Source organism: Rothia sp. BD8 (assembly GCF_044878465.1).
GTDB lineage: Bacteria > Actinomycetota > Actinomycetes > Actinomycetales > Micrococcaceae > Rothia > Rothia kristinae.
The window spans coordinates 198,848-220,572 of record NZ_JANJES010000004.1 but is presented as its reverse complement, the minus strand read 5'-3'; the positions used below and the strand labels follow the sequence as shown (position 1 = coordinate 220,572).

General features: G+C 72.8%; 18 protein-coding genes. 12 read left to right on the top strand and 6 right to left on the bottom strand.

The window, feature by feature from the left end; translation table 11 throughout:
* The first annotated feature begins 43 nt into the window (after positions 1–43).
* The 7 genes from NQ707_RS05160 to NQ707_RS05130 all read left to right on the top strand — a co-directional run bounded on the left by NQ707_RS05160 (position 44) and on the right by NQ707_RS05130 (position 7,609).
* Positions 44–1,141 carry a putative glycoside hydrolase gene (locus tag NQ707_RS05160; RefSeq protein WP_061225592.1) on the top strand — a complete coding sequence of 366 codons (1,098 nt, stop codon included), beginning with the start codon at positions 44–46 and terminating at the stop codon, positions 1,139–1,141.
* 88 nt (positions 1,142–1,229) lie between these two features.
* Entirely contained in the window at positions 1,230–2,189 is a 960-nt protein-coding gene (locus NQ707_RS05155) for an SDR family oxidoreductase (protein ID WP_061225569.1), read from the top strand.
* Positions 2,190–2,249: 60 nt separating this feature from the next.
* A complete protein-coding gene (locus tag NQ707_RS05150) occupies positions 2,250–3,374 on the top strand; it encodes a 3-hydroxyisobutyryl-CoA hydrolase (protein ID WP_404435002.1) in 1,125 nt (374 codons plus the stop codon).
* An 81-nt stretch (positions 3,375–3,455) separates the two neighbouring features.
* Positions 3,456–4,268 carry an enoyl-CoA hydratase gene (locus NQ707_RS05145; protein WP_404435001.1) on the top strand — a complete coding sequence of 271 codons (813 nt, stop codon included), beginning with the start codon at positions 3,456–3,458 and terminating at the stop codon, positions 4,266–4,268.
* Positions 4,269–4,606: 338 nt separating this feature from the next.
* A complete protein-coding gene (locus NQ707_RS05140) occupies positions 4,607–4,843 on the top strand; it encodes a hypothetical protein (RefSeq protein WP_058731071.1) in 237 nt (78 codons plus the stop codon).
* A 390-nt stretch (positions 4,844–5,233) separates the two neighbouring features.
* The gene (locus tag NQ707_RS05135; protein ID WP_404435000.1) at positions 5,234–5,629 is read left to right on the top strand and encodes an SIP domain-containing protein; all 396 of its coding nucleotides are present in this window, start codon (positions 5,234–5,236) and stop codon (positions 5,627–5,629) included.
* Between the two features lie 231 nt (positions 5,630–5,860).
* The gene (locus NQ707_RS05130) at positions 5,861–7,609 is read left to right on the top strand and encodes an FAD-dependent oxidoreductase (protein ID WP_100463765.1); all 1,749 of its coding nucleotides are present in this window, start codon (positions 5,861–5,863) and stop codon (positions 7,607–7,609) included.
* A gap of 27 nt (positions 7,610–7,636) precedes the next feature.
* Here the strand turns inward: NQ707_RS05130 and NQ707_RS05125 are convergent, their stop codons facing one another.
* From NQ707_RS05125 to nadE, 4 genes are read right to left on the bottom strand one after another with little or no spacing between them, the layout of a single operon-like run.
* Complete coding sequence (locus tag NQ707_RS05125) at positions 7,637–8,716, bottom strand: Gfo/Idh/MocA family protein (protein WP_100463767.1); 1,080 nt, start codon at positions 8,714–8,716, stop codon at positions 7,637–7,639.
* Positions 8,713–10,500: an AMP-binding protein gene (locus NQ707_RS05120; protein ID WP_100463768.1), complete on the bottom strand. Its 1,788-nt coding sequence runs from the start codon at positions 10,498–10,500 to the stop codon at positions 8,713–8,715. The genes NQ707_RS05125 and NQ707_RS05120 overlap by 4 nt, the downstream gene beginning before the upstream one ends.
* Positions 10,497–11,126 (bottom strand): HdeD family acid-resistance protein, encoded by a 630-nt coding sequence (locus tag NQ707_RS05115; protein WP_058730615.1) that lies wholly within the window; start codon positions 11,124–11,126, stop codon positions 10,497–10,499. The genes NQ707_RS05120 and NQ707_RS05115 overlap by 4 nt, the downstream gene beginning before the upstream one ends.
* Positions 11,127–11,169: 43 nt before the next feature.
* The gene (nadE, locus tag NQ707_RS05110; RefSeq protein ID WP_058730614.1) at positions 11,170–12,000 is read right to left on the bottom strand and encodes an ammonia-dependent NAD(+) synthetase; all 831 of its coding nucleotides are present in this window, start codon (positions 11,998–12,000) and stop codon (positions 11,170–11,172) included.
* 322 nt (positions 12,001–12,322) lie between these two features.
* On the opposite strand from nadE, the gene NQ707_RS05105 reads away from it, so the two are divergent.
* Entirely contained in the window at positions 12,323–13,519 is a 1,197-nt protein-coding gene (locus NQ707_RS05105) for an acyl-CoA dehydrogenase family protein (RefSeq protein WP_058730613.1), read from the top strand.
* A gap of 42 nt (positions 13,520–13,561) precedes the next feature.
* On the opposite strand, the gene NQ707_RS05100 is transcribed toward NQ707_RS05105, so the two are convergent.
* Positions 13,562–15,118 (bottom strand): FMN-binding glutamate synthase family protein, encoded by a 1,557-nt coding sequence (locus tag NQ707_RS05100; RefSeq protein ID WP_058730612.1) that lies wholly within the window; start codon positions 15,116–15,118, stop codon positions 13,562–13,564.
* Between the two features lie 221 nt (positions 15,119–15,339).
* On the opposite strand from NQ707_RS05100, the gene NQ707_RS05095 reads away from it, so the two are divergent.
* Complete coding sequence (locus NQ707_RS05095) at positions 15,340–16,746, top strand: anthranilate synthase component I family protein (protein ID WP_260008665.1); 1,407 nt, start codon at positions 15,340–15,342, stop codon at positions 16,744–16,746.
* Between the two features lie 148 nt (positions 16,747–16,894).
* On the top strand, positions 16,895–18,562 hold the full coding sequence (locus NQ707_RS05090; RefSeq protein ID WP_100463771.1) for a DASS family sodium-coupled anion symporter: 1,668 nt from the start codon (positions 16,895–16,897) through the stop codon (positions 18,560–18,562).
* Positions 18,563–18,625: 63 nt separating this feature from the next.
* On the opposite strand, the gene NQ707_RS05085 is transcribed toward NQ707_RS05090, so the two are convergent.
* Positions 18,626–19,645, bottom strand: coding sequence for a hypothetical protein (locus NQ707_RS05085; protein ID WP_404434999.1), 1,020 nt, complete (start codon positions 19,643–19,645; stop codon positions 18,626–18,628).
* A gap of 199 nt (positions 19,646–19,844) precedes the next feature.
* Between NQ707_RS05085 and NQ707_RS05080 the strand changes: the two genes are divergently transcribed.
* Entirely contained in the window at positions 19,845–21,110 is a 1,266-nt protein-coding gene (locus tag NQ707_RS05080) for a chloride channel protein (protein WP_260009698.1), read from the top strand.
* A gap of 1 nt (position 21,111) precedes the next feature.
* Positions 21,112–21,708, top strand: a complete 597-nt coding sequence (gene pyrE / locus NQ707_RS05075) for an orotate phosphoribosyltransferase (protein ID WP_375542987.1) — start codon at positions 21,112–21,114, stop codon at positions 21,706–21,708.
* Positions 21,709–21,725 lie beyond the last annotated feature (17 nt).

Sequence of the window (21,725 nt, the reverse complement as noted above, 5' to 3'; positions counted from 1 at the left end):
GTTCCCTCCGGCCTTCCCTCCGGGGCGGTTCCGCCCCGACGCGGTGGATCCCGGGCCTGGGCCCGGCTCCCGAGCGGCGTGGGTCCGCTACGGCGGCCCGATCCCCCGGGAGCAGCTGGAGGCCGCCGTCGGACGCTACGCGGTGGCGATCCTGCAGCCCTGGGAGACGGGGGCCGCCGCGTACCTGCGGGAGCGCAGCCCGGGGACCCTGCTGCTGAGCTACAAATGCCTGTCCTCGGTTCGCGATTACGAACCGGGCCCGGTCTTCAGCTCCGGGGTCTCCCGCCGGGAGGCCGAAGCCGAGCGGGAGGGCGCGTGGTTCGCCCGTCGGCGGGATGGCTCGCGCATCCAGTGGAACGGCTACGGCGGGCACTGGCAGATGCGGGTCTGGGACCCGTCCTATCGCCGCCGGTGGGTGCGCAACGTGGTCGAGGAGATGCGCGGCTCCCCCTTCCACGGCGTCATGGCGGACAACGACGTGTTCGATGACTACTACGGTCTGGGCCTGCCCCTGCGCGATGTGGAGACGATGGCGCAGATCCGGGCCGGGGTGCAGACCCTGGTGGAGGAGGCGGGGGTCGCGCTCAACGGGATCGGACGGCTGCTGGTGCCCAACATCGCCGAGTCGCGGCGGGAGGAGGGGCGGTGGGAGCGGCACAGCGCCTACGGCGGGGGCTTCGAGGAGGTGTGGCTGGGGTGGTCCCCGGAGGACTTCTTCGACCCGCCCACGGTGCAGGCGCAGATCCCGCCGCTGCGCGGGGACCGGCTGTGCATCGCCCGGGTGCCGGCCGCCGGGCGGGAGGATGCCGCGCGGCTGCGCTACGCCGTCGCCGCACTGTGGGTCTTCGGCGGGGGCGGGCGCACGGCCGTGACCGCGACCGCCCATGACGACTACTCCGGTGCGCCGTTCCTGCCGGAGCAGCACTGGGAGCTGGGGGCCGCGGTGGGGCGCGGGCATCGGCGCGATGCCGTGTGGTCCCGCCGCTTCGAACAGGGCTGGGCCGCCGTGAACTTCCGGGCGGGGGCCCGGCGGGCCAGGGTCCGGGTCCCCGCCGGGCTGGTGGATGCCGCGGGGGAGCCGGCCCCGCGGCGCGTGACCCTGCACCCGCAGGAGGGGGCGATCTTCCGCCGTCCCCGGTAGGGTGGCTGTGATGGGCGGCACGCCGTGGGCGGGCTCGCCTGCCGCCCCGGCAGCGCCGTCGGGGCGAGCCGCTGGAAGGAGCCCCACCGTGACCGAATCCGCCGCCGCACCCTCAGCCCGCGCTGCTGACGCGCTTGGCCCGCCCTCGCCCTACCGGGCGGACCTGCTGGCCGGGCAGCGCATCCTGCTCACCGGCGGCGGCACCGGCCTGGGCCGCGGTGTGGCCGAGCAGCTGGCCGCACACGGCGCGCACGTGCAGATCTGGGGCCGCCGGGAGTCCGTGCTGGCCGACGCCGCGGAGCAGATCACCCGGGGGATCGCGGACCGGCCGCACCCCGGCGTCGTGACCTTCCGATCTGTGGATGTGCGGGATGCCGAGGCCGTGGAGGCCGCGGTGCAGCGGATCTGGGAGGAGCACGGCCCGCTGACCGGGGCGATCAACAACGCCGCCGGGAACTTCATCTCCCCCACGGAGAAGCTCTCCCCCCGCGGCTTCGCGGCGATCACGGACACCGTGATGAAGGGCTCCTACCATGTGACCCACGCCGTCGGGCGCCGGTGGATCGAGCAGGGGCTGCCCGGGACCGTCCTGTCCACCCTGGTCTCCTGGGTGCACACCGGCTCGGCCTTCGTGGTTCCCAGCGCGATGGCGAAGTCCGCGGTGCTCGCGATGACCAGGTCCCTGGCGGTGGAGTGGGCCCGGCACGGGATCCGCCTGAACGCCGTCTCCCCGGGGGCCATCCCCACCGAGTACACCTCCGTGGTGCTGGGCTCGGGGCGGCGGGTGCGCGGGGACATGACGGATCTGGACGCCGTGCCGGCCGGGCGCGCGGGCACCGTGGCGGAGTTGGCGAATCTGGTGATCTTCCTGCTGTCCGACGCCTGCGAGTACCTGACGGGGCAGAACATCGTCATGGACGGGGCGCAGATGCTCGCCGGGCCCTCCACCTTCTCCCCGCTGACGGCCCTGTCCGAGGCCGACTGGGCGGAGATCGCCGCGCAGGGCAAGGCCGCGGCCGCCGCGTCCAGATGCCAGCGCGAGGGCTGAGCGGCCGCGCCTCGAACCATCCACCACCGCACAGAGCATCGGGAAGGGAAACCGCAGTCGATGAGCACCACCGCACCGCAGAGCGCACCGGAGACCGAGCCCACCGTCCTCGTCGAGACCCGGGGGCATCTGGGGATCATCACCCTGAACCGGCCGCGCGCCGTCAACGCGATGGACACGGAGATGGTGCGCCGCACCGACGCCGCCCTGGACGCCTTCGCCCGGGATGATGCGGTGCGCGCGGTGCTGCTGCGCGGGGCGGGGGAGCGCGGATTGTGCGCGGGCGGGGACATCCGGGCCCTGCACCGGGCGTGCACCGAGGACCCGGAGCAGGGCTTCGCGTTCTTCCGCGCCGAGTACGCCCTGGACCTGCGCATCGCCGAGCACCCGCAGTCGGTGGTGGCGTTCATGAGCGGGCTGGTGCTCGGCGGCGGCGTCGGGGTGTCCGCGCCCGCGCAGGTGCGGGTGGTCACCGAGACCACGCGGATCGGGATGCCGGAGACCGGAATCGGCTTCTCCCCGGACGTGGCCGGCAGCTGGCATCTGGGCCAGGCGCCGGGGCGCACGGGGGAGCTGTTCGCCCTGACCGGGCGGCACGGGGACGCCGCGGACGCCCTGTACCTCGGGCTGGCCGATGCGTACGTGCCGGAGGAGAGGCTGGCGGAGCTGGCCCGCGCGCTGGAGTCGGTGGCGGATCCGGAGCGGGTGGCCGACGTCGTCGAGGGCTTCGCCGTCGAGCCGCCGGTCTCCGGGCTGGAGGAGGCCCGGGTGTGGGTGGACGAGGTCTTCGCCGGGGAGACCGTGGAGCAGATCCGGGACGGGCTGATCCGCCGGGTGGAGCAGGTGCCGGAGGATGAGCTGGCGGCCCAGGCGCTCGCGGCGATCCGCCGCAACAGCCCCACCGGGATGAAGACGGCCCTGGAGGCGCTGCGCCGGGCCCGGGAGATGAGCATCGCGGCGACCCTGGACCAGGATTTCCGCACCAGCGGGCACGCGATCCTGGGCCACGACATGGCCGAGGGCATCCGCGCCCAGGTGGTGGACAAGGACAGGAACCCCCGGTGGGAGCCGGCCACCCTGGAGGAGGTCACCCGGGAGGCGGTGCTGGGGTTCTTCGCCCCGGTGCCGGGCCAGGCGGATCTGGGGCTGGAGGAGGCCCCGGAGGAGCCGGCCGAGGGAGCCTGAGGGTCGGTGAGGCGGGCTCGGTGAGGCGGGCCCGGTGAGCCGCCGGGCCACGGCGGCGCCGCGACGGAGGAGGAACCCGAGATGAGCGAGGAGCGGGAGATGAGCGGGGAACGGGAACAGCAGGCGGAGCCGGTGGTGCTGACCGAGGTGCGCGACGGCGTCGGGCTGCTGCGGCTGAACCGGCCGAAGGCGCTGAACGCGCTGAACGCCGAGGTGATGGACGCGGTGGTGGAGGCCGCCGAGGCGTGGGAGGCGGACCCGCAGGTGCGGGTGATCGTGCTGACCGGGTCGGAGAAGGCCTTCGCCGCCGGGGCGGACATCAAGGAGATGGCGGGCAGGAGCTACCCGGAGATGCTGGCCGCGGACTGGTTCTCCCGGTGGCGGCGCTTCGCCGGGGTGCGTCTGCCGGTGGTGGCCGCGGTGAACGGCTACGCCCTGGGCGGCGGGTGCGAGCTGGCGATGATGTGCGACATCCTGGTGGCCGGGGAAGGCGCGCGGTTCGGGCAGCCGGAGATCACCCTGGGCGTGATCCCGGGGATGGGCGGCTCCCAGCGGCTGACCCGCGCGGTGGGCAAGGCCAAGGCCATGGACATGGTGCTGACCGGCCGGATGATGGACGCGGCGGAGGCGGAGCGGGCCGGTCTGGTCTCCCGCCTGGTGTCCGACGATGCCGTGCTGGACACCGCCCTGGAGGTGGCTCGCTCGATCGCTGCCCAGTCCCGCCCTGCGACGATGATCGCCAAGGAGGCGGTGGCCGCGGCCTTCGAGATGCCCCTGGAACAGGGTCTGCTCTTCGAGCGCCGGGCCTTCCACGCGCTGTTCTCCACCCGGGACCAGAAGGAGGGCATGGCCGCCTTCGCCGAGAAGCGCAAGCCCCGCTTCGAGGACCGGTGACCGGGGCGGGGGTGGTCCGGATAGGACGGGCCGGTCCGGGCCGCCCGTCCGCCGACGCCGACCCGGCGCATTCGTTCCCTCTTGCGGCCACCACTTCGCTGACTCGGCGCATCCGTTCCCAGATTTCGTGTTTCCGGGAACGGATGCGCCGCCTCGCGGAAGGGGCTGGGAACGGATGCGCCGGGTCGCGGAGGGCGGCGGCGTCGGTACGGGGGGGCATCGGGGTGACCGTGCGGTTTCGACGGGTGGCGCGGGGTGCCGCATAGGTGAACGTCATCCGGAACACACCGGTTGCTAGTGTGGGAGCCTAGCCCCCCGATGAATCGAGGACAGCCAAGATGTCCGCAGAATCCCGCCGTCACCACAGCGACGAAGGCCACCGGCCACCGCAGGAGACCCCGCGCGAGAACGCCGGGCACAACGCCTACGACTTCCTGGACGGGTCCAGCGGCAGCGAGTTCATGACCGGGCCCAACGTGCAGCGTCGGGAGTCCGAAGGCCGCGGGGCGCTGTTCGGCACGATCGCGGTGCTGGTGCTCGCGGTCGTCGTCGTACTGGTGCTCATCCTCCGCTGATCCCGCCCCCGAGCGTCGAGTCATCACTTTCGACCGAAAAACCGCGGATTTCCGGTCGAAAGTGATGACTCGCGGAGCCTGCCTCGACGAAAGTGATGACTCGGCGCGGACGTTCTCTCCCGCGGCACCTCCCTCGCCGACCCGGCGCATTCGTTCCCGGATTCCATGTTTTTGGGAACGAGAGCGCCGTCTCGCGGGAAGGGGCGGGAACGGATGCGCCGTCTCGCGGGAGGCGGGAGGCCGGAGGTGTCAGAGGCAGGGGAAGGGTCGCACGGGGCGCGGCACCCTCCCCTCAGCTCCGACACTTCGTCAGTAAGTTAGGCAAGGCTTGCCTAAGCATGAGGTTCGCACTACCGTTGCGGTGTGATGTCCCCGTCGATGAGGAACCCCATGCAGCATGAGGCACCGGTCCTGCTGGCCGGCAACCGCTCCGACATCGACCTCATGGCGGAGCTGATCCGCCAGCTGCCGCCGTGGGTGCACAGGCAGGTGCTCGTGGAGGTCCGGGAACCCTCCCACATCGAGGAGCTCGAGGTCCCCGCCGGACTCGCCGTGCACTGGCTCGTGCGGGAAAGCGCCCGGAGCCCGACGCCGCAGCCCGGCGCCAGACTCATCGACGCCGTGACCGCCTGGGTCGCCGAATGGGTCCCCGCCGAGGGATCCGACGACCCCGGCCCCGAGCTGATCTGGGTGGGCGGCAGCGACTGGCCCGAGGTCACCGGCCTGTGCCAGGACCTGATCCACCGCCACACCCGGCTGCACCTGCACCACGCCGACGTGTTCTGACCGGCAGCCCCAGGTGATCCGCAGGCCCCTTCCACCCGGAACCCGGACCCCGGAATCAGGAACCAGGACCCGGAACCCGGGCCCCGGGACCAGGAACCCGCCCCCACCCCGCCTCCAGATCCCCACCACCAGCCCCGACGGCACCCCGGGCCCGCGCGCCGTCGCCGCCGACGCTGCGGCCCACGCCCGAAACCACCCCCAACCCACCACCCCCGAACGAAGGAGTTCGCCATGAGCCTGGACCAGGCTGCGCAGGAACGTCACGTCAGCACCGAGGTGCTCGTCATCGGCACGGGAGGCGCGGGGCTGCGCGCCGCCATCGAGCTGTCCGAGCTGGGCCGGGACGTGCTGGCCGTGGGTAAGAGACCCAAGGCCGACGCCCACACCTCCCTGGCCGCCGGGGGCATCAACGCGGCCCTGGCCACGATGGACCCGGAGGACTCCTGGCAGCAGCACGCCGCGGACACCATCCGGGAGAGCTACGAGCTGGCCCACCCGGACATCGTGCAGATCGTCACCCAGGGCGCGGAGCAGGGCATCCGGGACCTGGAGCGCTACGGCATGAACTTCGCCCGGGAGGAGGACGGCCGGATCTCCCAGCGGTTCTTCGGTGCGCACACCTGGCGGCGCACCTCCTTCGCCGGGGACTACACGGGCCTGGAGATCCAGCGGACCCTGATCCACCGGGCCGAGCAGCTGGAGATCCCCATCCTGGACACCGTGTACATCACCCGGCTGCTGGTCAACGAGGACGGCGCGGTCTTCGGCGCCTACGGCTTCGACCAGGAGACCGGGCTGCGCTACGTCATCCAGGCCGACGCCGTGATCCTCGCCGCCGGCGGGCACAACCGCATCTGGCGGCGCACCTCCTCCCGACGCAACGAGAACACCGGGGACTCCTTCCGCCTGGCCGCGGAGGCCGGGGCGAAGATCCGCGACGCCGAGCTGGTGCAGTTCCAACCCTCCGGGATCCTGGAGCCGGAGGCCGACGCCGGCACCCTCGTCTCCGAGGCGGCCCGCGGGGAGGGTGGGATCCTGCGCAACGGCCTGGGGGCGCGGTACATGGCCCGCTACGACGCCGAGCGGATGGAGCTGTCCACCCGGGACCGGGTGGCCCTGGCCGGGTACACCGAGATCAAGGAGGGCCGCGGCACCGCCAACGGCGGGGTGTGGCTGGACATCTCCCACCTGCCGCGCGAGGTCATCATGGAGCGGCTGCCGCGGGTGTACCAGACCCTCATGGAGCTGCAGATGAAGGACGTGACCAAGGAGCCCATCGAGATCGCGCCCACCGCGCACTACTCGATGGGCGGGGTGTGGGTGGCCCCGGAGGACCACGGCACCGGGGTTCCGGGGCTGTACGCGATCGGGGAGGCCTCCTCCGGGCTGCACGGGGCCAATCGGCTGGGCGGGAACCCGCTGATCGAGCTGCTGGTCTTCGGGAGGATCACCGGGCAGGCCGCCGCCCGCTACTCCGAGCGGCTGCGGGTCCAGCGGCGCAGCCCCGAGGCCGTCGAGGCGGCCCGCCGGGAGGTGCGGGAGCTGCTGGCCGCCGACGGCGAGCAGAACGTGCGCGCCCTGCAGCGGGACATCCGCAACATCATGACCGAGCACTGCGGGGTGGTCCGGGACGAGCAGGGCCTCAGGCAGGGCCTGGCCGAGCTGGACGACGTCGAGTGCCGGGCCGCGGACATCGGGGTGCACCCGGACCTGGCCGGGTACTCCGAGCTGTCCCACGCCTTCGACCTGAAGTCCTCGATCCTCGCCGCCCGGGCGACCCTGCAGTGCGCCCTGGAGCGGCGGGAGACCCGCGGCTGCCACAACCGATCGGACTACCCGCAGCAGGACCCGGCCCTGCGGGTCAACATGATCTGGTCCGCGGACGGGACCGTGACCCGCGAGCAGATCCCGCCGGTCCCGGAGGAGATCCGGGCGCTGATGGGCGGGGAGGTCTCCCAGGAGGGCAAGCTCGTGGAGTAGCCGGGCCCGACGTCGCGTGCGGGTGCGCTACTCCAGCCCGGGGTAGCGCACCCCGATCTGCTCGCGGATCGCATCCAGCCAGGCCATCTGCCGCACCGAATCCGCCCACGGCATCACCGGGGACTCGGTGAGCCCCTGCTGGATGCAGCGGGTGGCCTCGCGCATCTCGTAGACGTACCCGCGGCCCACCGTCTCCACGCGCTCCTCGCGCACGGCACCGGAGGCGTCCGTGACGGTGAAGGAGACCGGCCGGTTCATCGGCGAGCCCACCTCCAGCACCCCCTCCTGCCCGGAGATCACGGCCCGGCGCGGCCCCTGGGAGGCCAGGGACAGGGTGATCTGCGCGGTGGCGGCCCCGCCCGGGGCGTCGTCGAAGGCCGCGGTGATGCTGGTCAGCGCGTCCACGGACCCACGCCTGATCGCGCTCGCGGTGAATCCGGTGGGCTCCCCGAAGGCCAGCCACGGCCAGTGCAGCCCGTAGCAGCCCATGTCCAGCAGGGCCCCGCCGCCGGCGTCCTCCCGCAACAGCCGGTGCCCGGTGTCCTCCGGACCGCGGAAGCCCAGGTCCGCCTGCGCCCACCGCGGCGCGCCGATCTCCCCGCCGGCCAGCACCTCGGCGATGCGCGCGCGGATCGGCAGGAACCGGGTCCACAGCCCCTCCATGAGGAACAGCCCCCGTTGATCCGCCAGCTCGACGACGTCGCGGGCCTGCGCCGCGGTGATGGTCAGGGCCTTCTCGCACACCACGTGCTTGCCGGCCTCGAGGGCCGCCGTGATGTGCTCGTGGTGCTGCCCGTGCGGGGTCGCGATGTAGACGATCTCCACCTCCGGGTCCGCCAGCATCCGCGCCATCCCGTCCGGCCCGCCGTAGGCCCGGCCCACCCCGAACTCCTCGGCGAAGGCGCGCGCGGACTCCTCGGTGCGGGAGGAGACCCCCACCAGGCGGGCGTCGGCCAGCAGGGCGATGTCCGGGGTCACCTTCCGGGCGATCGCCCCCGTGGAGACGATGCCCCACCCGAGGGTGCGCCCGGTCGCGGCGCGGGGGTCGATGGTGCGCGGATCGGGTGCGCCCCGCTCGGCGGCGGCTCGTGCGGTCTCGGTGCTCATCGGCGTCTCCTCAGTCCGGGGAAGTCGGTCTCCGCGTACTCGGTGGCCTCCCCCGGGGCCGGGGTGCGCTCGCCGTCGGGCCCGTGCAGGCGCTGCTCGCGTTCGCGCAGCTCCACGCGCCGGATCTTCCCGGACACGGTGCGCGGCAGGGTCTCGGCGAACTCCAGCCGGCGGATCCGGGCGTAGGGGGCCAGGCGCTCGCGGCAGTGCGCCAGCACGGATTCGGCCAGCCGCGCTCCCGCCTCGGCGTCATTCCCCGGCAGCACGTACACCTTGGGCACGGCCAGACGCACCGGGTCCGGGGAGGGCGCGACGGCGGCCTCCGCGACCTCGGGGTGCTCCAGCACCACGGCCTCCAGCTCGAAGGGGGAGAGCTTGTAGTCGCTGGCCTTGAACACGTCATCGTCCCGGCCCACGTACGTGTACAGCCCGTCCTCGTCCCGGCGCATCACGTCCCCGGTGCGGTACAGCCCGTCCCGCAGGGTCCGCTCGGTGCGCTCCGGGTCCCCGACGTAGCCAGTCATCAGGCCCACCGGGCGCGGGTCCGTGCGCAGGCAGGCCTCCCCCTGCCCGGGCCCGGTGATCAGCTGACCGGTGGACGCGTCCAGCAGCTCGACGTCGAAGCCCGGAGCGGGACGGCCCAGCGCCCCGGCCTTCAGCGGCATCCCCGGGGTGCTGGCGATCTGCACGGTGGTCTCGGTCTGCCCGAAGCCGTCCCGGATCTCCACGCCCCAGGCCTCCTGCACCCGGGTGATCACCCGGGCATCCAGCGGCTCCCCGGCGGAGACGGCCTCCCGGGGCGGGGTGCGCAGCCGGGTCAGGTCCGCGCGGATCAGCATCCGCCACACCGTCGGCGGGGCGCAGAAGCTCGTCACGGACTCCCGCTCCATCACGGCCATCAGCGCGGCGGCGTCGAAGCGGGAGTAGTGGTGCACCAGCACCGTGGCCTCCGCGATCCACGGGGCGAAGAAGTTGGACCAGGCGTGCTTGCCCCACCCGGGGGAGGCCACGTTCAGGTGCACGTCCCCGGGGCGCAGCCCGATCCAGTACATCGTGGACAGGTGCCCGATGGGGTACGAGGCGTGGGAGTGCTCCACGAGCTTGGCCCTGCTGGTGGTCCCCGAGGTGAAGTACAGCAGCAGCGGGTCCTCGGCCCGCGTCGGCTCCAGGATCTCCAGGCACGCCGACTCTACCCGGGAGTCCTCGTAGGCGGCGTGCGGGTGGGCCCCGGCGGGGGAGGTGACGCGGGAGGCGGCCTCCGGGCCGGTCTCGATGACGGTGAACTCGCCGTCGACCTCGGCGAACTTGCCGACGCTGCCCGGGCCGACCACGACCCAGGACACCTGCCCGCGCTCCACCCGGTCCTGCAGGTCCCGGGGGCCGAGCATCGTGGTGGTGGGCAGCAGGACCGCCCCGAGCTTGGTCCCGGCGAGCATCGTCTCCCACAGCTCCACCTGGTTGTCCAGCATCACCAGGATGCGGTCCCCGCGGGCGACACCCAGCTGCCGCAGCCACACGGCCACCCGGGAGGAGCGCTCGGACATCTGCCGGTAGGTGATCCGCTGGGAGGTCCCGTCCTCCTCCACGATCACCAGGGCCTCCTGCTCGGCCCGCTCCGGGGTCGCGGCGACGGCGTCGAACCAGTCCAGGGCGAAGTTGAAGTGCGTCGGGCGCGGCCAGCGGAAGGCCTCCCGGGCGGCGTCGAGATCCTCGCGCAGCTCGAGCAGGAGGTCCCGGGCGGCGCGGAACTCGACGGCGCCGGGATGAGCGGGAGCGGTGCTCACTTGGTCTCGCCCTCGATGACGTCGCCGGTGTCCAGCGGGGAGCGGGTGCGCCGGGTGGTGCCGTCTACGGTGCCGTACTGCTGGCGGAACTGCGCCTCGGCCCGGCGCAGGCCGTTGCCCACGCGGCGGAAGACGAGGCCGGCGGCGATCATCGCGAACCCGGAGAACAGGGCCAGCACCCCGAGCAGGATGCTCAGGGCCCCGGCGCCGGCGACGGGGTTGAACAGCAGGATCAGGGCGAGCAGGATCCACAGGATCCCGACGAGCACGCCCAGGCCGCGTCCGGGCCCCGGGGTGGAGGTGGCCGCCATCAGGCTGAGCACACCGCGCACGATGAGCCACACGCCCACGATCCACACGACGGCGGTGACCCCGGCGGCCGGGGCGAACAGGGCGACGATGCCGACGAGCGCGGTGAGGATCCCGGACCACAGGCCCCAGGCGCGCACGCCCCGGCCGGAGCGGGCCGCGAACACGGCCTCGGCGATGCCGGCGACCACGAGGAAGGCCCCGACGATCATGACCACGGCCATGGCGGTGTGCACGGGCCAGAACAGGGCGACCAGGCCGAAGATCACGGCCAGGACTCCGGTGACCAGGATGGTGGTGGACGAACGGGGGATCACGGTGATGCTCCTCGACTCGGGTCAGGGGGAGCGGGTCCGCTCCCTACCGGTCATTCTTCCACCACGGGTCCACCAGGGAGACCGGGGTGGTGCGCTTGTGTCGGGTGATGAGGTAGCGGCGCTCGATGGCCTCGGCCTGCTCCGCGGTCACCTCGCGGCCCTCCAGGTAGTCGTCGATGACGTCGTAGGTGATGCCCAGCTCATCCTCGTCCTCCCGGCCGGGGGTCGCATCCAGCAGATCCGCGGTGGGCTTCTTGGTCCACACGGCCTCGGGGGCGCCGAGCTCGCGCAGCAGGGCCTGGTTCTGGCGCTTGTCCAGCCCGAACAGCGGGAGGATGTCCGCCCCGCCGTCGCCGTACTTGGTGAAGAATCCGGTGACGGACTCCGCGGCGTGGTCCGTGCCGATCACCAGCAGGCTCCGGTCCCCGGCGATGGCGTACTGGGCGATCATGCGCTGGCGGGCCTTGACGTTGCCCTTGGTGAAGTCCGTGAGGTCCGCACCGGTAGCCGCGCGGTAGACCCGCTCGATGCCGGTGGTGGCCGGTTCGACGTCGAAGACCAGGGAGGTCTGCGGGCGGATGAACTCCAGGGCGCGCTGGGCGTCGGCCTCGTCGGCCTGGGTGCGGTAGGGCAGGCGCACCGCGACGAACTCGGCCTCGGTGCCCTCGGCGGCCAGTCGCTCGACGGCGAGCTGGGCGAGCCTGCCGGCCAGCGAGGAGTCGATGCCGCCGCTGATGCCGAGGACGAAGCCCTTGGCCCCGGTGAGCCTCAGGTACTCGCACAGGAAGCCGACGCGCCGGTCGATCTCCTCGGCGGGGTCGATCTGCGGGCGCACGCCCATCTCGTCGATGATCTGCTGCTGGAGTTCGCGCATGGGGCCATGCTACGTCCGGGGTGTCGCCACTTGAATAGTCAACCCCTGGGGTAGAGGACGGAATCTGCAGTCGCTGAATATTCAGCTCCCGTGGCGCTGCCTGAATATTCAGCTGCGGCGCACGACGACGGTGCCACCCACCCCGCTGAATATTCAGTTCCGACGCACGACGACGGTGCCGCTCCCGCGCTGAATATTCACCAGCGGGCGGGCCGGTCGCGGACCTCTTCCGTGCCGGACCGGTACACGGAACGGTCGGTACCGGGTACTAGACTGTGATGCGGCCTACCCTGCACCGCCGAGCACCTCGAAGGAGAGCCCCGTGCCCGTGAACCCCGAACCCCGCTACGACCTGGAGACCCCCGAGGACCTGGACTACCTCGGCGCCTTCGCCGGAGCCACCGACGCCGACCGGGAGGCCTGGGGCGCTGCCCGCACCTACGGCCGGGAGATCCTGCCGCGGATGAATGAGGCCTGGCAGAAGGCCGAATACCCCCTCGATCTGGTCGCCAAGATGGGCGAGGCGGACCTGCTCACCGACGGCCTGGACATCCCCGGGCACCGGAAGCTCTCCCCGCTGGGCGCCGGACTCGTGAACATGGAGATCTCCCGCTGGGACGGCTCCATGGCCACCGCCCTGGCCGTGCAGGGCGGGCTGGCCCTGCGCTCCATCGCCCTGTTCGGCTCCGAGGAGCAGAAGCAGCGCTACGTGGAGGACCTGGTCACCGGGCGGGTCTGCGGCGCCTTCGCCCTGACCGAGCCGGAGCACGGCTCGGATTCCGTCTCCCTGGAGACCAGTGCTGTGCGCGACGGCGACGAGTACGTCATCACCGGGGAGAAGAAGTGGATCGGCAACGGCGCGGCGGGCGGCATCACCGTGGTCTGGGCCCGAGACGAGGACGGGAACGTGCGCGGCTTCATCGTCCCGCAGGACACTCCCGGCTACGAGGCCGAGGTGATCACCGGCAAGGGCGCGCTGCGCGCGATCGACCAGGCCCGCATCTCCCTGAACGGGGTGCGCGTGCCGGCGTCGAACCTGCTGCCCGGGGTCGCCCGCTTCAAGGAGGTCTCCGCGGTGCTCGTGGAGACCCGCGTCGGGGTGGGGTGGTCCGCGCTGGGCCACGCCGTCGCCGTGTTCGAGGCGGCCCTGGCCTATTCGCGCCAGCGCGTGCAGTTCGGCAAGCCGCTGGCGAAGTTCCAGATGGTCCAGGAGCGGCTGGTGGAGATGCTCTCCGACATCACGGACATGCAGCTGATGAGCGCGCAGATCGCCCGCCTGCAGACCGAGGGGATCCTGCGGGACCAGCAGGCCAGCCTGTTCAAGGTGCACAACACGGTCCGGGCCCGCCGGGTCGCGGCCACCGCCCGGGACATGCTCGGCGGCAACGGGATCCTGCTGGAGAACCACGTGATGCGCCATGTCGCGGACATCGAGGGCATCCACACCTACGAGGGCACCGAGTCCATCCAGCGGCTGATCGTCGGGCGGGACATCACCGGCCAGTCGGCCTTCGCCTGAGCCTGGGCACGACGGCGCCCCGCAGGCCCGGATCCCGGGGGCTCAGCTGCGGGAGTGGTGGCGGCGGGGCACCGCGAAGCTGTCCGCATCCGCCCGCTCCCAGCGGCGCATCCAGAACTCGGGGGCCGTGCCCTCCACCAGGGAACGGGGCTCGAGCCAGTCGTAGAGCTCCTCGTAGGACTGCGTGTGGGTGGAGTCGATCCGGTGCATCACGTGCTCCGGGCCCAGATCCTTGAAATCGGACAGCCCCATCGAGGCGAGGATGCGCCGGGCCGAGCGCATCACGCCCGCGTGATAGGCCCGCACCCGCTGGGCCTTGTCCTCCACGTCCACCCCGCGGGAGAGCCACGGATCCTGCGTGGCCACCCCGGAGGGGCAGCGGTTGGTGTTGCACCGCTGCGCCTGGATGCACCCGGTGGCCATCATCATCCCGCGCGCGGAGTTGGTGAAGTCCGCGCCCAGCGCGATCCGGCGCACGACGTCGGCCCCGCCGACCACCTTCCCGGCCGCCCCGATCGCGACTCGGTCCCGCAGCCCGGCACCCACCAGGGCGTTGTGCACGATGATGATCCCGTCCGTCAGCGGCACCCCCACGGAGTCCTCGTACTCCACCGGTGCCGCGCCGGTGCCGCCCTCGGAGCCGTCCACGGTGATCCAGTCCGGGGTGATCCCGGTGTCCAGCATGGCCTTGCACAGGGAGAGCACCTCGATGCGCGAGCCCACACAGAATTTGATGCCCACCGGCTTGCCGTCGGCCCCGCGTCGCACCCGGTCCACGAACTCCAGCAGCTCGCGCGGCGTGGAGAACTCGGGGTGCGCGGCGGGGGAGATCACGTCCTGGCCCATCGGGACCTCGCGGGTCTCCGCGATCTTCCGCGTCACCTTCGACGCCGGCAGCACTCCGCCGATCCCGGGCTTGGCGCCCTGGCTGATCTTGATGAGCACGCCCTTGACCTGCGGCAGGGCGGCCTTGCGGGCGAAGACCTCGTCGTCGAAGCGTCCCTCCTCGGTGCGGCACCCGAAGTACCCGGAGCCGAACTCCCAGATGATGTCCGCCCCGTGCTCCAGGTGGTACTCGCTGAGCCCGCCCTCCCCGGTCTCCTGGGAGAACCCGCCCAGGGCGGCGCCCTTGTTCATGGCCAGCACGGCGTTGGCGGACAGGGCGCCGAAGCTCATCGAGGAGATGTTGAACAGGGAGATCTCGTACGGTCGGGTGCAGTCCGGTCCGCCCAGGCGCTGGCGCGGCTCCTCCTCCATCACGGGCACGGGGGACATGGTGTGGCGCAGGTAGTCCTGTCCCGGCTGGAGGACCTTCCGCTCCGTGCCGAAGGCCTGCTCCCCGCCCAGGCCCTTGGCGTACTGGTAGATCATCGAGCGGGTGTCGCGGTCGAAGGGTCGACCGTCGTAGCTGCTCTCGATGAAGTACTGCTGGATCTCCGGGCGGATCCGCTCCATCGCGAAGCGGGCATGGCCCAGGAGGGGGAAGGTGCGCAGGATCGAGTGGCGCGGCTGCAGGGCGTCCCGCACGGCCAGGCCTGCGAGTCCGGCCGCGCCGGCGGCGGCTGCGGAGCGGACGATGCGACGGGAGAGCGAGGCCATGGGGCTCCTCCTGAAGTGGTGGATAGCGGCAGTATGTGTGCTGCGCTTCAGCCTATGCCCGCGGGCCCGGCCGAGCCGTCGGTAGGATCGCAGGGACTCCCGACCCGCCCCCCCAGGAAGCGAGGAACCATGGCACCGCGCCCCTTCCCGCCGGAGGTCTTCGCAGTCCTCCGCGGGGAACCGACCCCGCAGGGTCGCGCCATCGCGGCGGGTTGCGGGCGGTGAGCGACGCCGTCCGGGCGCATGAGCTGCCCACGGGCCTGAGCGCGCAGGAGCTGGCGCCCATCATCCTCCTGGACCGTGGGCCCTCATCCGCCGGTTCCCCGGCCGACGTCGAGCGGGTGGCCTGGTGGCTGGACACCTCCGCCACGGGATCGGGGTGGAGCGCCCTGGGTGCTGCGGCATCCGAGGATCTGCGCACCGGAGCGGGCTTCGCCGTACCCGCCCCGCAGGAGCCTCCCGCTCCCGTTCCGGGGCTGCCGGAGGACGCTCCGGCCCTGCACGGCGGAGCGGTCGGCTTCCTCGGGTACGAGGCCGCGGCGGATCTGGAGGACTTCCGCGCAGACTCCCGGCCCCCGCGCGCGGCGCCCACCCCGGACTCCTGGTGGGTGCGGGTGCGCCGCCACGTCCTGGTCGACCACCGCACGGGGCGCGCTTGGGCCGTCGGAGACCCCGCCTGGGTCCGGAGGATCGCCGATGCGGTGCGCGACGCCGTCGATGGAGCAGAGCCGCAGGCGGCCTTACCGTCGGCCCTGGGCCGCTGGGCCGACGTCGTCCTGCCCGCCCCGGACCGCACCGGGTACGAGACCGCCGTGCGCGCCGCGCTGGCCGAGATCCGCGAGGGGAACTCCTACGAGGTCTGCCGCACCGCCGAGACGCACGCACCGCTGGCGGGACCGCTGAGCCTGCCGACGGCCCTGGGCCTCTACCTCGCCCAGCGCCGGGCGAATCCGGCCCCGCACGCGGCCTTCCTGTGGGGCGGGGATTTCGCGGTGCTGTGCTCCTCACCCGAGCGGTTCCTGCGGGTCGCGGCCGACGGGTGGTGCGAGGCGAAGCCCATCAAGGGCACCGCGGCCCGCAGCGCGGACTCGCAGGTCGACGCGGATTGCGCCCGCGCCCTGGCCGCCGACCCCAAAACCCGGGCCGAGAACCTCATGATCGCGGACCTGATGCGCAACGACCTCTCCCGGGTCTGCCGCCCGGGCAGCATCCGGGTGCCGGTGCTGTTCGGGGTGGAGACCTACGCCAGCGTCCACCAGCTGGTCTCCACCGTGCGCGGGAGGCTGCGCCCCGGGCGCACCGCGGCGGACCTGCTGGCCGCGTGCTTCCCGCCCGGGTCCATGACCGGGGCGCCCAAACCGCGGACCCTGGAGATCATCGACCGGCTGGAGGGCCGGGCCCGCGGGATCTACTCCGGGACCCTCGGGTGGATCGGCGCGGACGGGACGGCGGACCTCGCCGTCGTGATCCGCACCCTCGTGCTGACCCGCGGCGAGGAGCCGGGCACGACGACGGCGCGCCTCGGCGCCGGCGGAGCGATCGTCGCGGACTCGGACCCGGCGGACGAGTACGAGGAGATGCTCGCCAAGCTGCGTGCGCCCCTGCCCCCGGGCTGGCGGATCGGCTGACCCCCATCCCCGCACCTTCCGCCGCGCAGCGCTCGCGGCCGGGTGAGGCGCGGCGCGGCGTCGTCACGAGTGGGTCACACAGGGACCGGACGGCTAGGGTCGGTGGCACCGATCACTCAGCGCCGAGAGGAAGGCCAGGTCCGCCGCCATGGAGCATCCGCACGTCACCGGGGATCACCTGCGCAGCTACGAACCGAACCCCACCCAGGCCATCGGCCAGGTGCAGCTCTCCCAGGGTCAGCGCAGCCCCGCCGTGGAGCGCGGCGAGCGGACCAAGCGCCTGCTCGGCCTGATCGGCGGGCCCGTGCTTGCCGTGCTGGTCTGGTTCCTGCTGCCCGCCGATCAGATGCCGGACTCCGCGCGGCTGACCGGCGCCGTCGCCGTGCTGATGGGCGTGTGGTGGATGACCGAGGCCCTGCCGATCCCCGCCACCGCCCTGATCCCGCTCATCGTGTTCCCCATCTTCGAGGACGGGGTGAAGTTCGACGACGTCGGCGCCTCCTACGGCAACAACGTGATCTTCCTGTTCATGGGCGGATTCCTCCTCGCCCTGGCCATGCAGCGGTGGAACCTGCACCGGCGCATCGCGCTGCTGACCCTGAAGGTCATGGGCACCAGGCCCTCCGCGATGGTCGCCGGCTTCATGATCGCCACCGGATTCCTGTCCATGTGGGTCTCCAACACCGCCACCGCCGTGATGATGCTGCCCATCGGCGTCTCCGTGCTGACCCTGGTGCTGAACATCGGCAAGGAGCAGACGGCCTCGGCCTCGACGGCCGACGCCGAGGGGCAGGCGGACTCGGGGCAGGCCGCGGAGGAGCCCGGCTTCGGCGGGGAGCCGGGCGAACCCCAGGACGAGGCGCAGCGGGAGATCATCAAGTCCAACTTCGGCACCGCCCTGATGCTGGGCATCGCCTACGCCGCCTCCATCGGCTCCCTGGCCACCCTGATCGGCACCCCGCCCAACACGCTGCTGCGCGGCTACATGGCCGACACCCACGGCATCGAGATCGGCTTCGGGCACTGGATGCTGGTCGGGGTCCCGCTGGCCGTCGTCGGGCTGGTGATCTGCTGGTTCATGCTCACCCAGGTGCTGTTCCGTCCGGAGATCAAGGAGATCCCCGGGGGCCGGGAGCTGATCCGCCACGAGATGCAGAAGCTGGGGCGCATGAGCCGCGGCGAGATGCGGGTCCTGGTGATCTTCGTGCTCGCGGCCGCCGCGTGGATCGGGGTGCCGCTGATCTGGGGCAAGGAGGCGCCGATCTCCGACGCCGGCATCGCCATCGCGGTGGGGGTGCTGCTGTTCCTGATGCCCGCCGGGGCGAAGAAGGGCGTGCGCCTGTTGGACTGGGACACCGCGGTCAAGCTGCCGTGGGGCGTGTTGCTGCTGTTCGGCGGCGGTCTGGCCCTGTCTGGGCAGTTCACCTCCTCCGGGCTGACCGAGTGGATCGGGCAGAAGGCGGCCGGGCTGGAGGGGATCCCCGTGGTGCTGATCGTGGCGCTGGTGGCCTGCCTGGTCCTGTTCCTCACCGAGCTGACCTCCAACACCGCGACGGCGGCCACCTTCCTGCCCGTTGCCGGCGGGGTGGCGATGGGCATGGGCCTGGAGCCGATGCTGCTGGCGATCCCCGTGGCCCTGGCCGCGACCTGCGCCTTCATGCTCCCGGTGGCCACCCCGCCGAACGCCATCGCCTACGGCTCCGGCTACGTGACCATCGGGCAGATGGTCAAGGGCGGATTCTGGCTGAACCTGATCTTCCTGGTGCTGGTCACCGCGACCACCATGACCCTGGCGGTCTGGGTCTTCTCCCTCTGAACCCTGGTTCCTCTGAAGCCTGGTCCCGCGGCGCCCGGGCCGCCGACCCGGCCTCGGCTACCCCTACCCGGCGTAGGGAAGGGAGTACAGCGGGCTCTGCAGGGACCCGGCCTCCTGCCCCGTGACGAAGAGGAAGAAGTGGTGCTGGGCCCCTGGGGCGTCGCTGTAGGTGAACGTGTACCGCCCGGAGCGCAGCTGCTTCAGCCCCTCCCCGGTCAGGGCCGGGGCGCCGTCGGCGGTGGTGGACCAGCGCAGCCCCCGGATGGTGCCGGAGATCCACCGGCCGGTGGCCGCGTCCACGTACCCGGCCCGCGGCACGCTCAGCCCGGAGGTGTCCATCTGGCCGGTCGCGGCACCGCCCTCGACCTGCCCCATCGGCAGCTCGGAGAAGCCCTGCTGGACCGTCGGGACCCCGGTGATGTTCCGGGCGTTGCCGGTGGGACCGGGCAGGTCGCTGCCCATCTGGTACTGCACCGCGCCGAGGAGGATCTCCGGCTCGGCGGGGACCCCGCCCTGCGCGTCCAGCGGACCCTGGACCTGCACCATGTAGTTCATCTTGTCCGCGAGCAGGGTGGAGAAGGCGTCCTGCTCCAGGGAGAACACCCCGCCGCGGACCTGCACCTCGGCGGTCGCGCCCTCGCGCCCATCCCCGGCGGAGACCTGGTAGGTCCCGTCCGGGGCGGTGCCGCCGTCGGCGGTGCGCAGGGTCTGCTCCGGGCTGCCCAGCCCGTTGGGGGACATGGAGCCGCGGCTGCCGGCGGCGCCGAGCTGGTCCGCGGTCACCGGCAGGGGTGCGGTGCCGTCGAAGGACAGGGCCGCATCCGCCGGGGCGCTGCTCGTCGCGGTGGCCCCGGTGGGCTCGCCGCTCGGCGCGGGGGAGGTCGTCCCCGACGCCGTCCCTCCGGTCGCGGCGTTGGCGGCGGCGGTGGTGGGAGCCGGGGAGGAATCGGCGTCGGTCCCGCTCGAGCCGCACCCGCTCAGGGTCAGGGCGGCGACGCCGAGCGCGGTCATCGCGACGGCGCGTCGGCGGCCGGTGGGCAGTCGGTGTGTGGTGGGCTGGTGCCGCTGGGTCATCGTGGTCATCTCCTCATCCGATGTCCGCTCGGCCGCTCGGCCCGGCGCCGGGGGCCCCGCCTCACCGGGAGGCGGTATGACTCCGAGCATAGTGAGCAAGGCCACAGAAGACCATGGGGGTGGTCCGGGGTCGACGTCGGTGCGTGCGGTCCGCCGGTCGGCGCGCGGCGAAGGAGTGGGGCGGGTCGGGGCGGATAGGATGACGCTCGTGTCCGCCGCCCCCGTGTTCCGCCCCCGCCTCCTGCTCGCCATGGTGCTGATCGGCGTCGCCTCCGGCCTCGGTGGGGCGGCGATGTCCTGGACCCTGCACGCGGTGCAGCACCTGTGCTTCGGCACCGCCGCGAGCCCCTACACGGACCCGTACTCCGAGGTGGACGGCCCTCGGCGCGTCTTGGCTCTGCTGATCGTCGGGGCCGTGGTCTCCCTGCTGTGGTGGCTGCTGCGCCGCCCGCAGCCGCCGGTGCAGTCCGTGAAGGGCATGGTCGCCGGGGACACCCCGGTGCGGCGTCGACCCCCGATGCTGCGCGGGATCGTCAACTCCTTCGCGCAGGTGATCGCCGTGGGCGGCGGGGCCTCGATCGGCCGGGAGGTGGCTCCCCGGGAGATCGGCGCGCTGTTCGCCGGGCGGATCGGGGACGCCCTCGGGCTGGACCCGGCGCAGCGGCGGACCATGGTGGCCTGCGGGGCGGCGGCGGGCCTGGCCGCGGTGTACCACGTGCCCCTGGCCGGGGCGGGCTTCGCCCTGGAGATCCTGCTGGCCTCCTTCGCCCTGGACTGCGCGGTGCTGGCCCTGGGCACCTGCGCCCTGGCGACGATCGTCGCCCGACTGACCGTCTCCCCGCTGCCCTTCTACCGGGTCGAGGCCCTGGAGGGGAGCTGGCCGGTGCTGCTGGCGGCCGTGGCGGTGGGGCTGGTGCTGGCCCTGCCCGCGCTGGGCTTCCGCCGCGTCGTCGCGCGCGTGCAGTCCCGCCGCCTGACCGGCTGGCGCCAGCTGCTCGGTCTGCCGCTGGCCTTTCTGCTCACCGGGGCGGTCTCCCTGGCCCTGCCGCAGGCCCTGGGCAACGGCCTGGCCGCGGCCCAGTGGGCCTACGACGGCGGCGCCCCCGGTACGGCAGCCGTGCTGCTGGGGGTCAAGGCCTTGCTGATCCTGGCCACCCTGGGAGCGGGGGCGGTGGGCGGCACCCTGACCCCCGGGTTCTCTCTGGGCGCGGTGGCCGGTGCGCTGCTGGGGGATCTGGCGGCGCTGGCCCTGCCCGGAACGGATCCGACCCCGTGGGCGCTGCTGGGGGCCGCCGCCTTCCTCGCGGTGTCCATGAACGCCCCGCTGACCGCGATCCTGCTGACCATCGGCTTCACCGATCAGCCGGCCTCCGCGTTCCTGCCCATCGTCCTGGCCGTGGCGGTCGCCTACGCCTGCGCCCGCCTGGTGACGACCCGGGCCGAGACCGGGACGGAGACGGGCCCCCGCCCGTAGAATGGGCGCCATGACTTCCTCCCTGTCCCAGACCCCGTCCATCGACGCGGCCCGTGAGCGGCTGCGCGACCTCATCGTGGAGCTCGCTGTGGTGCGCGGCAAGGTCACCCTGGCCTCCGGGCTGGAGGCCGACTACTACGTGGACCTGCGCCGCATCACCCTGCACCACGAGGCCTCCCGCCTGGTGGGCCAGGTCATGCTGGACCTGCTGGACCGCCACGGCATCGAGTTCGCCGCGGCCGGCGGGCTGACGATGGGCGCGGACCCGGTGGGCACCGCGATCATGCGCGCGGCCGGGGATCAGGACCGCCCGGTGGACGCCTTCGTGGTGCGCAAGGCGCAGAAGTCCTACGGGATGGGGCGCCAGGTGGAGGGCCCCTCGGTGGAGGGCCGCGACGTCGTGGTCGTGGAGGACACCTCCACCACCGGCGGCTCCGCGCTGACCGCGGTGGAGGCGCTGCGCGCGGCCGGAGCCAACGTGGTGGCCGTGGCCGTGATCGTGGATCGCGCCACGGGAGCGAAGGAGCGGATCGAGGAGGCCGCGGGCGTGCCCTGCCTGTACGCCTACTCCAAGTCCGAGCTCGGCCTGGACGACTGACCCGGTGACCGACCGGG

Excerpts from the sequence above, each read along its gene's own strand:
- NQ707_RS05145 (WP_404435001.1), top strand. The coding sequence starts at position 3,456 with ATGAGCGAGGAGCGGGAGATGAGCGGGGAACGGGAACAGCAGGCGGAG.
- NQ707_RS05140 (WP_058731071.1), top strand. The coding sequence starts at position 4,607 with ATGTCCGCAGAATCCCGCCGTCACCACAGCGACGAAGGCCACCGGCCA.
- NQ707_RS05100 (WP_058730612.1), bottom strand. The coding sequence starts at position 15,118 with ATGGCCTCGCTCTCCCGTCGCATCGTCCGCTCCGCAGCCGCCGCCGGC.
- NQ707_RS05150 (WP_404435002.1), top strand. The coding sequence starts at position 2,250 with ATGAGCACCACCGCACCGCAGAGCGCACCGGAGACCGAGCCCACCGTC.
- NQ707_RS05130 (WP_100463765.1), top strand. The coding sequence starts at position 5,861 with ATGAGCCTGGACCAGGCTGCGCAGGAACGTCACGTCAGCACCGAGGTG.
- NQ707_RS05125 (WP_100463767.1), bottom strand. The coding sequence starts at position 8,716 with ATGAGCACCGAGACCGCACGAGCCGCCGCCGAGCGGGGCGCACCCGAT.
- NQ707_RS05085 (WP_404434999.1), bottom strand. The coding sequence starts at position 19,645 with ATGACCACGATGACCCAGCGGCACCAGCCCACCACACACCGACTGCCC.
- pyrE (WP_375542987.1), top strand. The coding sequence starts at position 21,112 with ATGGGCGCCATGACTTCCTCCCTGTCCCAGACCCCGTCCATCGACGCG.
- NQ707_RS05090 (WP_100463771.1), top strand. The coding sequence starts at position 16,895 with ATGGAGCATCCGCACGTCACCGGGGATCACCTGCGCAGCTACGAACCG.
- NQ707_RS05135 (WP_404435000.1), top strand. The coding sequence starts at position 5,234 with ATGCAGCATGAGGCACCGGTCCTGCTGGCCGGCAACCGCTCCGACATC.
- nadE (WP_058730614.1), bottom strand. The coding sequence starts at position 12,000 with ATGCGCGAACTCCAGCAGCAGATCATCGACGAGATGGGCGTGCGCCCG.